Here is a 13,772-nt window from a genome sequence, read left to right as displayed (position 1 = left end):
GATGATCCTGACATCTTGCGAGAAGACGGCGGTCGAGTCACGTCGCGTCATGATCCGCTCGACCTTGAATAGTGGCCCGGTGGCCCGCACTGACGGAAGAGCATTCCCATCCAAGGAGGCAGCATGACGACATTGGTAATCGGTGCCAACGGGCAGATCGGCCGCCAGTTCTGCGAGCTGGCCAGGGCGGCCGGCGAGCCGATCAAGGCCATGGTGCGTAGTGAGGATCAGCAGGCCTGGTTCGACGAGCACGGCATCGACAGCGTGATCGGCGATCTGGAGGGCGACTTCCGCCATGCCTTCGCGGGCTGCGATCAGGTGGTCTTCACCGCCGGCTCCGGTCCGCATACCGGCCCCGACAAGACGCTGTTGATCGATCTGTACGGCGCGATCCGGTCGGCCGACCTAGCCAGCGAGCTGGGCATGTCGCGTTATCTGATGGTCAGCGCCATGCGTGCCGAAGACCCCTTGACCGCGCCGGAGAAACTGCGCCCCTACATGGCCGCCAAGTTCGCCGCCGATGCCCACCTGCGCCACGTCAGCGTGCCGCACGTCATCCTCAAACCGGGCCGTCTGACGGACGAGGCCGCGACCGGCAAGCTGGCCACTTCGCTCGAAGAGGCCAATGGCGAGAATCGCATTTCCCGCGCCAATGTGGCTCATGCCCTGCTGCACGCGGTGCAGGCCCGCTCGCTGGTCGATCGCGACCTGGTTCTGCTCGATGGGCAGCGCGACATCGGCGACGCCCTGTCGTGACGGAGTCTCGTATGCCATCGCCGGAAGCGCGTGACCTGGCCGACCGGGTGCGCCAGGTGCTGGAAAACGCCCCCGAAGCGGCATTGCCGTTGACCTATCGGCGCCTGGCCGAGGTGCTGGCGCTGACGCCGCCGCGTACCATCCAGCGCGTCACCACGGCGCTGGAGATACTGATGCGCGACGATGTCCAGCAGGGACGGCCCATGATCGCCGCGCTGGTGATCAGCCAGCGCGGTGAAGGGCTGCCGGCCGCCGGCTTCTTCGAACTGGCCGCCGAGCTGGGGCGCCTGCCCGCCGACCCGGCGCTCCAGGCCGAAGCCTATCGCGCCGAATACCAGCGAGCCCTGGCGGCTCGCGCCTGAATGCCCGCCTTAGAGGGTGTTTACAAAAGTCACGAGCGACGGCCAGACCAGGCGAAATCAGCCGAAAAAGCGGAGTTTACGAGTTGGTAAATGAGCATTTTGAGGCTGATTTCAACGCCGCATGGGCGAGCGCAGTAGTTTGTAAACACCCTCTCAGCCGGCGCCGACGATCAGCCCCAATATACTGACCACAATCAGCACCCCGCCGAGCACCCGGAAGAAGAATTCGCCGCCCGCGTCGAGCATGAAGCGGTGGGCGCGCTCGCCGAGCAGGTGGCCGAGCAGGGCACAGGGCAGCAGCCACAGCTGATGGACCAGCTGCAGGTCCACGCCGGCGATGAGAAAGGAGACCATCTTGATCGCCACCAGGATGAACCACAGCACGAACAGCGTGTCGCGCAGCTGGTGTTTCGCCACGTGGCTGGCGAACACCGCGACGATCAGCGGCGCCCCGATCAAGGAAGTACCGCTGACATAGCCTCCCAATCCCAGCAAGGTGCAGTCGACGACCTTGCCGCGGCTGCGAAACGGCTTGTTGAGCAGATAGCTGGTGCCGTAGATGAGCACGATGGCGAAGATGATGATCGACATGATGTTGCCCGGCAGCGTCAGGAGCCCCACCACGCCGATCAGCTTGGGCACGATCATGACCTTCAGCGCCCGCCACAGATAGCGCCAGTCGATGTTGCCATCAGCGCGCTGTGCATCGTTCTCGGCCGCACGCGCCTGACGATGGCCGCGCCAGGCGATCCAGCTGGAGAAGATCAGCAACTGAATGGCGATGATCGGCAGGAAGACCACCGGCTCATCGAGGATCAGCAACAGGAAGGGCAGCGACAGCACCGCACCGCCGAAGCCAAGGCTGGTGCGGACGAAGCCGCTCCAGGTGAAGATCAGGCCGATCAGGGCATACTGATACCACAAGAGGTCGGCCATGGCTCAGACCACCTCCCTGGCCTGGCAGACGTCTACCCATTCGGCATCGACCAGCTCGGCCAGACGCTCCGGAGCCAGGCGCACCGCGCTGTTGAACGCCCCGGCGGCCGGCAGCACCTCGTCATGGGCCTTGAGCGAGGCATCGCAATACACGGGCACGGGCGTGGCCAGGCCGAACGGGCAGACGCCGCCCACGGGATGTCCGGTCAGGGCCAGCACGGTCTCGGCATCGAGCATCCTGGCCTTGCCCTGAAAGGTGTCACGCATCTTGCGGTTATCGAAGCGTGCATCGCCACCGGCCACGATCAGTACCTGCCGCTCGCCGATGCGAAAGGCCAGGGTCTTGGCGATCTGCCCCGGGGCCACGCCATGTGCCTCGGCCGCCTCGGCCACGGTGGCCGTGCTGGTCTCGAGTTCCAGGATCTCGATGTCGGGGGCGTGCTCGGCGAGAAAAAGACGTACGGTGTCGAGGCTCATGAGCGGCTCCTTGAATCATCCCTGCCCGCGTGAGTGGTTAACAGGCTCATGATGATAGCGAATCCGGCCATGACGTGCAGGTATCAGTCCGCGGCAGGGATCCGTCCCTGAATCGACTCGAGAAAGGCCTGAATGCGGGCGGCATTGGTGCCGAGGTCGCTGCGGCCGAGGCGTGACGCGGAGCGCATGTCGACGCGAACCCCCTCCGGGGTCTCGCTCAGCCGCACCACGATGTCATCCTCGAAGCCGAACCAGCGGGTGGTGGCGGTGGCCTCCAGGCGGGTTGCCGTGGCTTCGGCGATCTCCCAGCCCTGCTCCCTGGCGGCGGCTTCCACGGCGCTCATGACCTGGCTGACGGAAGCATCGAGCAGCAGCGGCGCCAGCTCCGGGTAGGCGGCGCGTTGCTGGTCGGCGGTGGCGTCACCCGGATACGCCAGCGCATTGGGTGCTTCGCGCCGCGCCTCGGCCAGGGCCTGGAAAGCCGGCGGCTCGGTCATGTCGGTGGTGATGTCGTGAATCGGTGGCACGCTGCGGGCCAGTTGCATCTTGTGGGCGGGCAGGGCGACAGCCGCGGCCACTGTCAGGATGACCAGCATGCCCGCCAGTGCCGGCCGCCAGCGACGACACAGCCCGGCCACCATGAAGGTCAGCAGCCCCAGCACTCCCGCGCCCACGGCCAGATGAGCGCCCTTGCGCAGCAGGTTGAACGAGTCGGCGAGCGACAGCCATTCCAGGCGGTAGGCCGGCCCCGCCATGGCCATCATGATCAGCGCCACCACCAGCAGCAACACACCCAGCCAGGCAAACATCACCGGCCAGCGGCCACCCCGCGGGCGAGGCTTGAAACTCAGGGACGACATATCCGCTTCTCCTGCTCGACATCACAAGCCCCAGCATAGGCCCCCGACCCCCGGTTTGCCGACCCGCTCGCGGGAAATCGCGACCTGGCCCGCTGGCATGGGGCTTGTCCGCGCCAAGAGTCTACTGCCTGTGCGCCGCTGGCGCAGCGACATGGCTCAGGGTGAGTGGGCCTGGAAAACCTTGAGTCGATAGCCAACGCCGGCTTCGGTCTGCAGCAGCGTTGGTGATTGCGGGTCATCGCCCAGTTTCTGGCGTAGCTTGCTGATCACGATACGCAGGTAGTGGCTATCGCGGGCATGCCCGGGGCCCCAGACGCCACGCAGCAGCTGTGTCTGTGTCACCACGTGGCCGGCCTGCCTGGTCAGTGTCTCGAGCACCGCAAATTCCTTTGGCGTCAGGTGTACAGCCGCACCATTCAGGGTGACCCAGTGGGCGGCCAGGTCGATGGTCAATCCAGCATGAGGGGCGTGGTAGACGGAGGTTGTCACATCCATTGGCCGCTGCTGCCGCAACAGCGAGCGCACGCGAGCCAGCAGCTCCTGGATACCGAACGGTTTGGTGACATAGTCATTGGCGCCCTGGTCAAGGGCACGCACCTTCTCGGCTTCCTGGCCACGCACCGAGACAATGATGACAGGGACCTTACTCCAAGTGCGCAATTCCTGAAGTACTTGCTGACCATCCATGTCGGGCAGCCCCAGATCGAGGAGGACAATCTCCGGTAATGTTTCACGCGCTCTGAAGAGGCCGCTTGAACCGGTGTCGGCCTCGACCACCTTGAACCCCTGGGACACGAGACTGATGCGCAGGAAGCGTCGGATCTGAGGCTCATCGTCGATCACCAGCACCGTGTCGCGTTCAGTCGGCATGCTGAGACTCCCGGCATTGCGGATGCTGCATATCGGGCAATGGCAAGTAGAGCGTAATCATTGTTCCAACCCCATGCGGCCCCAGGCGCGCATTCACGCTTCCGCCATGGGCAGCGACCATGCCTTTGCAGATGGCCAGTCCCAACCCGCTGCCATATCGGCTGCGGTCGCCATCACTGCCGGTCTGAAACATGTCGAACACCACTTCACGCCTGTCAGGAGGAATCCCGGGCCCCTGGTCCACGACACGTATTTCGAGCTGTTGACAGTCGGCATCGAGCCGTCCCTGAATCCACACTAGGCCGCCCGGAGGAGAAAAGCGCGCGGCATTGTCGAGGACATTCAGCAAGGCTTGCTCGATCAAGGCAGGATGGACATGCAGTAGTGGCAGGTTCATTGCCCAGTCACGCTGTAGTTCGATGCTGTCACGCTCAGGTCCAAGACGCTGCACGGCGGCCGAGACCAGGTCATCCAGCGAGACCCAGTCACGCTCGATCCTGAGCGTGCCGTGTCCTAGCCGGGTCATGTCCAGAAGGTTCTGAATGTAGCGGTCAAGACGCTCGCTCTCGCTGAGAACGCCGGCCAGCAGTTCCTTTTTGTCTTGCGTACTCAGTTGCGACTCAAGGTCGCGCAATGAACTCGCCGAGCCGATGATGGATGCCAAAGGAGTGCGCAGATCATGGGAGACGGACGATAGAAGCGCTGAGCGCAAGCGTTCATTCTCCTCGGAGATTTTCGTGCTCTCCAGTTCGCTGACCAGGCGGGTGCGTTCCAGCGCCATGGCCATCTGGCTGGTAAAGGATTCCAGCAGGGCTTCATGTTCGGGGTCGAGCGGGGTGTGGCGTTCGCCCAGCTTTATAGCGACCAGGCCGATACTACGGCCTCGCGATATTAGTGGCAGCATACGCCAGTTCGGGGCGATCTCGTCGACCTGGCCGGTGCCCACTCCGCTGGGGCGTTGATGTTGCCAGCTCCAGCTGGCGTCGCTCAGGGCAGAGGCGTCGAGCACGGTACCCTGAGGAATGGCCTGTTGAATGCGGGGCTGGCTGGCGTCCGGCTCAACCTCCAGAAAGGCGACCGGAGTATGCAGCCATCGCTCAATAGTGGAGAGGCTGATGGTGCAGACCTGGTCCCGGTCGGTGGCTGCGGCAAGAGAGCGTGAGTAGGCCAGTAAACGTTGTGACTGTTCCCGACTATGGCGAAGGGCATACAGGCGTCGCCGTCCGGTGCCGGCCAACTGACCTACGACCGCCGCCACCAGCAGAAAGAAGCTGACCGTCAGCAACTGCTCAGTTTCGAGAATCACCAGTGTGAAGCGTGGCTGAGTAAAGAAGAAATTGAAGAACAGAAAGCCCAGCAGAACACTCAGCATGGCCGCCCTGGTCCCGGCCAGAGCGGCACTCGCCAGTACGGCGGCGAGAAATACCAGTGACAGGTTGGCCAGCTCCAGCCAGGTCTGCAGCAGGCCGGCTGCCGCCAGTGCCAGCAGAGAACTCGATCCTGCGATCAATAGCTCACGCAGCTGTGGCCGTGCCCAGGTGCGATGTGGTGTGAACCGAGGGCGCTTGCGTGTCTCGGCGATCATGACCAGATCGAAGGAGCCGCCCCCGCGGAGCAGTCGCTCGTTCAGCGAGCGGCGCCAGAAGCGCCACCCGTAAGGGCGCGGGTGGCCTACCAGCAGGGTCGCGACACGTTTTTCCTCAGCAAAGTGCAGCAATTCCGCCTGGCGGTTCTGCCCCTGGATCCAGTGCATATCGCCCCCCAGGAGCGCGACTCGTGACGCTCCCTGCTCAAGGGCGAGGCGACGGTCGGCATCGTTGTCACCCTTGTCCACATGAACGGCTCCCCAGGGCAGTTGATCGCGCTCGGCCAAACGGTGTGCCGAGCGAATCAAGGCGGCATCCTCGCTGCCGCCACTCAGGGCCGCGAGTATTTGCGGGCCGTACATTGAAGTGTGGGAAAGTCGCGTCATGGCAGGGTCCTGTCAATCCAGTACAGTTTCACGTACCGGCTATTGTCGCCAGAACATCGGGGTCAACAGAACCAGGACCGTGAGGATCTCCAGGCGTCCCATGAGCATGCCGACACAGAGCAACCACTTGGCAGCATCCGGCAGGGGCGCAAAATTGCCGGCTGGACCGATGGTCTCGCCCAGCCCCGGGCCGACGTTGGCAACCGCCGTGGCCGCACCGGACAGCGATGTGGTGAAGTCCAGGCCCATAAGGCTCAGCCCCAGCGCCAGCCCGGCTATTGTCAGGAAAAAGAAAAACGAAAAGGCGACAACCCCACGGGTGATATCGTCTGTCAGCGCCTGTTGATTGTAGCGTGAGACGAAGACACCACTGGCATGAATCAGGTAACGCAACTGATCGCGCAGCAACAGCATGGCTACCTGGAAGCGAAAAATCTTCATGCCGCCGCTGGTTGAGCCGCTGCAGCCACCCACGAAGGTGAGATAGAAAAACGCGACGAAGGCCGTCGCGCCCCAGGCACTGTAATCGTCCGAGGCATAGCCCGTGGTGGTGACCACGGAAATGACATTGAAGGTCACATGAGTCAGTGAAGCAAATGCCGGGGTGCCCTGACTGATACGCCAGGCCGTGAGTGTCAGAATGACGACCAGCAGCAGAAGTACCAGCCCCTGTACCTGCTGGTCACGCACCAATGCCATGCGCGAGCCGCGCAGGAAGCGGATATAGAGCACGAAAGGCAAACCGCCGCACAGCATGAAAAAGCTTGCCATCCAGAGGATATGGGGCTGCTCGGCATAAGCGCCGAAGGAGGCATCGGAATTGGCGAAGCCTCCGGTGGCCATGGACGTCATGGCATGCACGATGGCGTCGAGTGGGGGCATGCCACCCAGATAGTAGGCCGCGGCGGCCAGCGAGGTAAAACTACAGTAGATCCCCAAGGTTGCCTTGGCAATGCCGCCTGTACGCGGCATCACCTTGTCGGACCAGTCAGAGGATTCGGTATGAAACAGGCGCATGCCACCGACCTTGAGAAATGGCAGGATGGCGATACCCATGACGATGATGCCGATACCGCCGAGCCATTGCATGATGCCCCGCCACAGCTTGAGACCATCCGACAGTGACTCGATATCGACCAGTATCGTTGACCCGGTGGTGGTGATCGCCGATACGGATTCGAACACGGCATTGGTCAATGACAACTGCGGCGCTCCCAGAGCCAGCGGCAAACTGGCGAAGCTACTGATGGAGACCCAGGAAGTCGTTGTCAGGACGAACATCTGCCACGGCTTGAGACTGAGTGGAATCCGCCAGGTTAATAGCCAGGACAGGCACGTGGCCGCCAGCACGATGCCCACCGAGAGGGCGAAGGCCCCTGCATCAGGGTCTTCCTCGATGATCAGTACCAGCAGCGGCACCGTCATGAAGATGGCCAGCACCAGCCATAATACGGCGAGCACCTTGAGAATGGGTGCCCACCGGCGCAACGTCTCCGTGACCCTTGGGGCGTAAGGCATGGAAGGCCCCCTTTTCATCCGCCTCACTGACTGAGATGGGTATGAAATCATGGGTCGCTGTAAAAAGTCCGTAAATTTACCCGGACTAATGGCAATCAGGCATGGCTCTCCTGGCGCTGTGGCCATGGCGAGGTTCTGGCGTGGCATGCACCGAGCTTACCTATAGGTCGCCCGGTCGGCCCGGGTGTCGTTCAGGCGCTGCTCCTCGAGTGTGATGCCCAGCCCCGGCGCGTCGGAGAGGGTCAGCCAGCCGGCCCCGTCGGTCATAAGCGGTGTGGCGAGCGGGAAGTCGCGTGCCTCGGGCGTCCACTCCGGCGGATCGAAGGGGAACTCGAGGTAGGGGCAACCTTCGGGACCCACGCTGCCGGCGGTCAGGTGCAGGTTGGCGATCACGCCGATGCCGTTGCCCCAGGTATGCGGGGTGAACCATTTGCCCTGTTCGGTGACGTCCTGCGCCAGCCGTGACAGCCCCAGCATGCCGATTGAGCAGACGGCATCGGGCTGGTAGACGTCCAGGCAGTCGCGGCGCAGCATTTCGTGGAACTCGTAGGGCTCGCGGGTCATTTCGCCGCCGGCGATCTTCAGCTGATCGCCGGTGTGCGCGTTGAGCGCCGCCATGCCGGGATAGTCGCCCCGGTAGAGCGGTTCCTCCATCCACAGCACCCGGTGACGGATCAGTTCCTCGGCTACCTCGGTGGCCTTGGCCAGGTCCCAGGGCGCCTGCACGTCCCAGGGCATGCGCCAGCCCTGATTGCAGTCGACCATCAGGGTGAAGGACTCGCCGAGCGTCCGGCGTACCGCCGCCAGGGCCGCCAGGTCGTCTTCGATGCGAGGACGCCCGAAGCGTAGCTTCATGGCCGGAAAGCCGGCGTCGCGCACCTGCTCGGCGAGGGCGACCAGTTGCTCGAGGGGGCGGTGGGTGCCGCTGGAGGCATAGGCGCGCAGGCGATTCGAGGTGCCGCCGAGCATGCGCCAGACCGGCTCGCCGCGGATCTTGCCGGCGAGGTCCCAGAGCGCGACCTCCAGCGGCCAGCAGCGGCCGGCGTGAAAGCCGATGTTGTCGATCACCCCACTGTGGCGTTCCAGGTCCAGCGGATCGCGGCCGATGAACAGCGCACGAAAGTCCTCGAAGCCGTACATGACATCGCCGGAGCCGATGCCTTCGCGCCCCTCGCTGTCGGTCACCCGCACCAGGGTCGCCGGAAACAATCGACGCGGCTGGCTATCCCAGGCCGCCGGGAAGGGCGGCTCGAGCGGTTGCTGGTGGTGGCTGATGTCGATGCGTTCGATGACACTCATGCCGTCTCCTCCCGGACGGTGTCGAGGGCGGCTCGGCGGCGCTCGAACAGCGCCACCGTGGCTTCGGCGAGACTGCGCCAGTCGTCGCGGTCCGGCTGTCGGGCGGCGTTGTTGGCCATGGGAGCGTTCTCCTCGGCCTGCATGGTCGTAGCGAGGGCCTCGGCATCCATCTCGAGATCGGTGAAGGGCGCCAGCGCCGCGTCGAAGCGGGCGGCATCGACCAGGGCGCTGAAGCGGTCAGGCAGGTCACCGGCCGAGTCGTCACCCGCCAGGGCCGCGGCCGCCGGGGCGAAAACGGCCTCGCGTCCCGCTATCGTCCAGGCCAGGGTGGCCTCCACGCCGAGCGTCACGGCGATGCCATGCGGCAGGTGATAGAGCGAGCCGAGCGCATGGCCGATGTTGTGCCCCAGGCCCGTGCCGCCGTTGTCGATGGCCTGGCCGGCGAGGCAGGCGGCAACCTGCATCTGTTGGCGCGCCTCCAGGTCGTCGGGGGTGGTCACCGCACGCGGCAGGGCCTGCTCGATCAGGCGCATCGCCTGCAGCGCGCTGGCCTCGATGATGACGTGGCGGCCCTGGCCACTGGTCGCCTCGAGGGCGTGCACGAAGGCGTCCAGGCCGGTGGCGGCGGTCAGCGGCGCCGGCAGGGTGCGCGTCAGTTCGGGGTCGAGCAGCACCGCATCGGGCAGCAGCTCGTCGCCCCAGGCCCACTGCTTGCGGCCCTGGTCGTCGGCGACGATCGAGGTGCGAGTGACCTCCGAGCCGGTACCCGAAGTGGTGGGGATCATCACCGCCGGTAGGCGGCCCCACCAGGGCCGGCGGGCGAGCAGGTAATCGGCCATGGTGCCGGGGCTCGTCGCCAGGGCGGCGACCAGCTTGGCGATGTCCAGCGCCGTGCCGCCGCCCAGCCCGATCACCAGCGGGGAAGCGAGCTTGCGGGCGGCCTCGGTGCCGGCGTCGACCGTGGCCAGGGTCGGCTCGCCGGCGGGCGCGATGTAGCGCCTTACCGGCAGCGTATCGTCCAGCAGCGAGACCAGCCGATCGACCAGGTCGGTGGCGTCGATGCCGGCATCGGTGACGATCAGGGCGCTGCTGGCGCCATGGGCCTGGCACAGTTCGGGCAGCCGCGACAGCACGCCGGCGCCGGCCATCAAGGGCACCTGTCGGCCGGTGGTGAAGTTCATCGACATGTCAGTCATCCAGCTCGATCCAGGTGGTCTTGAGTTCGGTGTATTTGTCAAAGGCGTGCAGCGACTTGTCGCGGCCCTGGCCGGATTGCTTGAAGCCGCCGAAGGGGGCGTTGATGGAGGTGTGGTCGTAGCAGTTGACCCAGACGGTGCCGGCGCGCAGCGCGCGGGCAGCGCGATGACCGTCGTTGAGGCGGTTGGTCCAGATCGCCGCACCGAGGCCGTAGTCGGTGTCGTTGGCGACTTCGAGTGCCTCGTCGAGACCATCGACCGGGATCACCACCAGCACGGGCCCGAAGATTTCCTCGCGGGCGATGCGCATGTCATTGGTGACGTCGTCGAAGATCGCCGGAGTGATGAAGTCGCCGCCGCTGTCCCGGCGCACGCGCTCGCCGCCGAACAGCAGTCGGGCGCCCTCGTCGCGGCCCTGCTGGAGATAGTCCATGACCTTGTCGGCGTGTTCGGGCTCGATCATCGCGCCCATCTGGCTTTCGGGGTCGAGGGGATCGCCGGGCTGGAGCTTGTCGGCCCACTGTCGCACCCGGGCCAGCAGGTCGTCCTTGATGCTGCGATCGACGATCAGCCGGGTACCGGCGTGGCAGGTTTCGCCCTGGTTGTACCAGACGCCGTAGGCGACATACATGGCGATGCGGTCGAGGTCGTCGACGTCGCGGGTGACGATGTGCGGGCTCTTGCCGCCGCACTCCAGGCCGATGCGCTTCATGTTGGAGTGTGCGGAATACTCCAGGAACTTCTTGCCGATCTCGGTGGAGCCGGTGAAGCCGATGGCGTCGATGTCGGGATGAAGCCCCAGCGCCTGGCCTGCCTCGTGGCCCAGGCCGGTGATCACCTGCAGGGCGCCGGCGGGGATGCCGGCGTGCCGCGCCAGTTCGGCGACGCGCAGGGTGGCCAGCGTCGACTGCTCGGCGGGCTTGAGGATCACCGAATTGCCGGCCCCCAGGGCCGGGCCGAGCTTCCAGCCGGCGATGATCAGCGGATAATTCCAGGGCACCACTGCGGCGACCACGCCGACCGGTTCGCGATCGATCAGGCACACGCTGGAGGCGCCATTGGGCGCGGTCTCGCCGTACAGCTTGTCGAGTGCCTCGGCATACCAGCGCAGCCCGCCTACTAGCCCGGGCACATCCACACTGGTGGTCTGGCCGATCGGCTTGCCGGTCTCCAGGGTCTCGAGCAGGGCGATCTCGTCGGCGTGGGTGGTGATGGCATCGGCCCAGGCGAGCATGCACGCCTTGCGCTCGGTGGGCGGCAGGTCGCGCCATTCAGCGTCTTCGAAGGTGCGGCGCGCGACCGTCACGGCCCGCTCGACATCGGCGGCGTCGCAGGCCGCTACCTCGACCAGAGGCTCGCCGTTGGCCGGGTTGCGGGCGGTGAAGGTGCGGCCGGAGGCGGCATTCTGCCATTCGCCGTCGAGATAGGCGTGGCGAGGCAGCGGCAGCCGCGTGACCAGCTTCTGCCAGCCCGCCAGGTCGCGTGTGCGGGGCGTCAATATCACGGTGTCGTCGGCCATGGTGCTCGATTCCAGAACTGAGGGTTGAAGCGTGCGCCGCTCAGTCTGGGCAGCAGCGTATAGGGCGACAAACGAGGATTTGGTACCCTTGGCATGAGAAAAACGCATGGCATGCCGTTTCACCCTGCGTGGTGGGGTGTCATATCCCGATCAAAACGCATGAGAACCCTTGCCCATGAGTCGTCATCTGCCACCACTCAATGCCCTCAAGGCCTTCGAGGCCGCGGCGCAGTGCCAGAACTTCACCCAGGCCGCGCAACGACTGCACGTGACGCAGAGCGCGATCAGCCGTCAGGTGAGACATCTGGAAGAGCAGCTCGGTGTGACCCTGTTCGAGCGCCGGCCCGGGCAGTTGCGACTGACCGAGGCGGGGCGACGCCTGCTGCCGGCGCTGAGTACCTCCTTCGACCGCATCGCCCTGACGGTGCGTGACCTGGCCTCGCCGACGGATCTCACCCGCCTGCGCCTCAATGTGCCGCCGACCCTGGCCAGTCGCTGGCTGGTACCGCGTCTGGAAGATCTGCGCCGACGCTATCCGTCCCTGTCGCTGACCCTGACGACACGCGAGGCGGATGACCTGACCGCCGACAGCACTCTGGATGCCGCCATTCGCTTCGGTGACGGCGACTGGTCCGATGTCGAACCGCATTTCCTGATGCAGGAGACCCATATCGCGGTCTGTTCACCGCGCCTGCTGCGTGGCGGTCGACCGTTGGACCTGCGCGAGCAGACGCTGCTGCATGTGATGCGCACTGCCGAGGATCGTTTTCCGACCTGGCAGCACTGGCTGGATGCGGCGGGTATCGAAGGCGTCGATACCGAGGAGGGGCTGGAATTCGACCTGCTGGATCTGTCGATCCGCGCTGCCCTGGAGGGTCTGGGCATCACCATCGCCGACCGTGCCATGGTCGCCCGGGAACTCGCCAAGGGGGCGCTGGTTCAGCCGCTGGCGGCGTCGATGCCGGGCCATCAATCCTATTGGTTCGTCACCCGGCCGGGGCAGGGCGACGCGCCGATGCTGACACTGCTGCGTGATTGGCTGCAGGGCGCCGTGTCCAGCGACGGCCACTGACGCGGGGCGGTCAGGACGTCACGCCAGCGGCCTCCGCCATCACGTCGTGCAACTGGTTCACGAAGGTCTGAAAGGCCGGATGCGTCAGGCTGGGCGAGCGATGGATCTCCAGCTCGGCAGCGGGCAGGGGCGGCAGGCCCTCCTGTTCCCCGAGGACCCGCCAGTTCGCGGGTATCGAGCGCAGCTCGCAGGGCGTTAGCGCCCGGGCGCGGTCGATGATGACGCGCAGGCCACTGGGGCTCTGGCTGGTGGAGTCGACCTGCCAGGCCAGGCCGCGCTCGGTCAGGGCCTGCAGGGCGCGCCGCCGATAGATGCACTGTTCGGGAAACACCGCGAGCGGCAGTGGGCGTTGCAGGTCGAGATGAAAGTCGCGATGCGCGGCCCAGACCACGCTTTCCTCGCCCACCACCTCGCCGCCACTGCCGGCGGCATGACGTACCGCCAGTACCAGGTCCAGTGAGCCGTCATCGAGCTGTTCGAGCAGTTCGGTGGACATGCGGCAGTGGATATGCACCCGCACTTCCGGGTGCGCCGCCGAAAATCGCTCGAGCAGGGCGGGCAGCCAGGTATCGGCGTAGTCCTCGGGAATCCCGAAACGCAGGGTGATCGGCTCGCTCGACACGCTCAGGGCTCCCAGTGCCTCGCGCTGCAGCTGCAACAGGCGTCGCGCATAGACCAGGAAGGTCTGGCCGTCCGCCGTCAACGCCAGGTGTCGGCTGGTGCGATTCAGCAGTCGAGTACCCAGGCGCTCCTCCAGGGTGCTGACCCGCAGGCTGATGGTCGACTGTGTCTTGTGCAGATAGCGCGCGGCTGCCGTGAAGCCGCCGCTGTCGGCCACCGTGACGAAAGCCAGCAGCAGATCGCTGTCGAGGGCCGGCAGGCGCGATCGATCGGAATCGCCGATTGAATCCATCGGAATGACTCGTTTCTCGAAT

Annotated in this window: 13 protein-coding genes; 3 read left to right on the top strand and 10 right to left on the bottom strand. The window is 65.3% G+C overall.

From position 1 onward, the window contains the following. Nucleotides 1-123 precede the first annotated feature (123 nt). Nucleotides 124-756, top strand: coding sequence for an NAD(P)H-binding protein (locus QWY79_RS05425; protein ID WP_290270655.1), 633 nt, complete (start codon nucleotides 124-126; stop codon nucleotides 754-756). Nucleotides 757-767: 11 nt separating this feature from the next. Next, on the top strand, nucleotides 768-1,118 hold the full coding sequence (locus tag QWY79_RS05420; RefSeq protein ID WP_290270653.1) for a hypothetical protein: 351 nt from the start codon (nucleotides 768-770) through the stop codon (nucleotides 1,116-1,118). Between the two features lie 153 nt (nucleotides 1,119-1,271). Here the strand turns inward: QWY79_RS05420 and QWY79_RS05415 are convergent, their stop codons facing one another. The 9 genes from QWY79_RS05415 to QWY79_RS05375 all read right to left on the bottom strand — a co-directional run bounded on the left by QWY79_RS05415 (nucleotide 1,272) and on the right by QWY79_RS05375 (nucleotide 11,765). Beyond that, a complete protein-coding gene (locus QWY79_RS05415; protein ID WP_290270651.1) occupies nucleotides 1,272-2,054 on the bottom strand; it encodes a sulfite exporter TauE/SafE family protein in 783 nt (260 codons plus the stop codon). Nucleotides 2,055-2,057: 3 nt separating this feature from the next. Next, entirely contained in the window at nucleotides 2,058-2,531 is a 474-nt protein-coding gene (locus QWY79_RS05410) for a YbaK/EbsC family protein (RefSeq protein WP_290270649.1), read from the bottom strand. Nucleotides 2,532-2,614: 83 nt separating this feature from the next. Next, the gene (locus QWY79_RS05405) at nucleotides 2,615-3,391 is read right to left on the bottom strand and encodes a DUF1499 domain-containing protein (protein WP_290270647.1); all 777 of its coding nucleotides are present in this window, start codon (nucleotides 3,389-3,391) and stop codon (nucleotides 2,615-2,617) included. 156 nt (nucleotides 3,392-3,547) lie between these two features. Continuing rightward, nucleotides 3,548-4,261 (bottom strand): response regulator, encoded by a 714-nt coding sequence (locus tag QWY79_RS05400; RefSeq protein ID WP_290270645.1) that lies wholly within the window; start codon nucleotides 4,259-4,261, stop codon nucleotides 3,548-3,550. Continuing rightward, nucleotides 4,251-6,233, bottom strand: coding sequence for an ATP-binding protein (locus QWY79_RS05395; protein WP_290270643.1), 1,983 nt, complete (start codon nucleotides 6,231-6,233; stop codon nucleotides 4,251-4,253). Before QWY79_RS05395 ends, QWY79_RS05400 begins: the two co-directional genes overlap by 11 nt. A 39-nt stretch (nucleotides 6,234-6,272) precedes the next feature. Beyond that, nucleotides 6,273-7,751 (bottom strand): Trk system potassium transporter TrkI, encoded by a 1,479-nt coding sequence (gene trkI / locus QWY79_RS05390; RefSeq protein ID WP_290270641.1) that lies wholly within the window; start codon nucleotides 7,749-7,751, stop codon nucleotides 6,273-6,275. A 156-nt stretch (nucleotides 7,752-7,907) separates the two neighbouring features. After that, a complete protein-coding gene (locus QWY79_RS05385; protein WP_290270639.1) occupies nucleotides 7,908-9,050 on the bottom strand; it encodes a mandelate racemase/muconate lactonizing enzyme family protein in 1,143 nt (380 codons plus the stop codon). After that, nucleotides 9,047-10,237, bottom strand: a complete 1,191-nt coding sequence (locus tag QWY79_RS05380) for an iron-containing alcohol dehydrogenase (protein ID WP_290270637.1) — start codon at nucleotides 10,235-10,237, stop codon at nucleotides 9,047-9,049. The genes QWY79_RS05385 and QWY79_RS05380 overlap by 4 nt, the downstream gene beginning before the upstream one ends. A gap of 1 nt (nucleotide 10,238) precedes the next feature. Continuing rightward, nucleotides 10,239-11,765 carry an aldehyde dehydrogenase gene (locus tag QWY79_RS05375; protein ID WP_290270635.1) on the bottom strand — a complete coding sequence of 509 codons (1,527 nt, stop codon included), beginning with the start codon at nucleotides 11,763-11,765 and terminating at the stop codon, nucleotides 10,239-10,241. Between the two features lie 175 nt (nucleotides 11,766-11,940). Here QWY79_RS05375 and QWY79_RS05370 point away from each other — a divergent pair, with 175 nt between their 5' ends. Next, nucleotides 11,941-12,837, top strand: a complete 897-nt coding sequence (locus QWY79_RS05370; RefSeq protein WP_290270634.1) for a LysR substrate-binding domain-containing protein — start codon at nucleotides 11,941-11,943, stop codon at nucleotides 12,835-12,837. 10 nt (nucleotides 12,838-12,847) lie between these two features. Here QWY79_RS05370 and QWY79_RS05365 read toward each other — a convergent pair whose 3' ends face one another. Then, a complete protein-coding gene (locus QWY79_RS05365) occupies nucleotides 12,848-13,750 on the bottom strand; it encodes a LysR substrate-binding domain-containing protein (RefSeq protein WP_290270631.1) in 903 nt (300 codons plus the stop codon). Nucleotides 13,751-13,772: the final 22 nt, after the last annotated feature.

The sequence above is a fragment of the Halomonas sabkhae genome, assembly GCF_030409265.1.
GTDB classification, from domain to species: domain Bacteria; phylum Pseudomonadota; class Gammaproteobacteria; order Pseudomonadales; family Halomonadaceae; genus Halomonas; species Halomonas halmophila.
This window is presented reverse-complemented; position numbering and strand designations above follow the sequence as displayed.

Excerpts from the sequence above, each read along its gene's own strand:
- QWY79_RS05425 (WP_290270655.1), top strand. The coding sequence starts at position 124 with ATGACGACATTGGTAATCGGTGCCAACGGGCAGATCGGCCGCCAGTTC.
- QWY79_RS05420 (WP_290270653.1), top strand. The coding sequence starts at position 768 with ATGCCATCGCCGGAAGCGCGTGACCTGGCCGACCGGGTGCGCCAGGTG.
- QWY79_RS05415 (WP_290270651.1), bottom strand. The coding sequence starts at position 2,054 with ATGGCCGACCTCTTGTGGTATCAGTATGCCCTGATCGGCCTGATCTTC.
- QWY79_RS05410 (WP_290270649.1), bottom strand. The coding sequence starts at position 2,531 with ATGAGCCTCGACACCGTACGTCTTTTTCTCGCCGAGCACGCCCCCGAC.
- QWY79_RS05405 (WP_290270647.1), bottom strand. The coding sequence starts at position 3,391 with ATGTCGTCCCTGAGTTTCAAGCCTCGCCCGCGGGGTGGCCGCTGGCCG.
- QWY79_RS05400 (WP_290270645.1), bottom strand. The coding sequence starts at position 4,261 with ATGCCGACTGAACGCGACACGGTGCTGGTGATCGACGATGAGCCTCAG.
- QWY79_RS05395 (WP_290270643.1), bottom strand. The coding sequence starts at position 6,233 with ATGACGCGACTTTCCCACACTTCAATGTACGGCCCGCAAATACTCGCG.
- trkI (WP_290270641.1), bottom strand. The coding sequence starts at position 7,751 with ATGCCTTACGCCCCAAGGGTCACGGAGACGTTGCGCCGGTGGGCACCC.
- QWY79_RS05385 (WP_290270639.1), bottom strand. The coding sequence starts at position 9,050 with ATGAGTGTCATCGAACGCATCGACATCAGCCACCACCAGCAACCGCTC.
- QWY79_RS05380 (WP_290270637.1), bottom strand. The coding sequence starts at position 10,237 with ATGTCGATGAACTTCACCACCGGCCGACAGGTGCCCTTGATGGCCGGC.
- QWY79_RS05375 (WP_290270635.1), bottom strand. The coding sequence starts at position 11,765 with ATGGCCGACGACACCGTGATATTGACGCCCCGCACACGCGACCTGGCG.
- QWY79_RS05370 (WP_290270634.1), top strand. The coding sequence starts at position 11,941 with ATGAGTCGTCATCTGCCACCACTCAATGCCCTCAAGGCCTTCGAGGCC.
- QWY79_RS05365 (WP_290270631.1), bottom strand. The coding sequence starts at position 13,750 with ATGGATTCAATCGGCGATTCCGATCGATCGCGCCTGCCGGCCCTCGAC.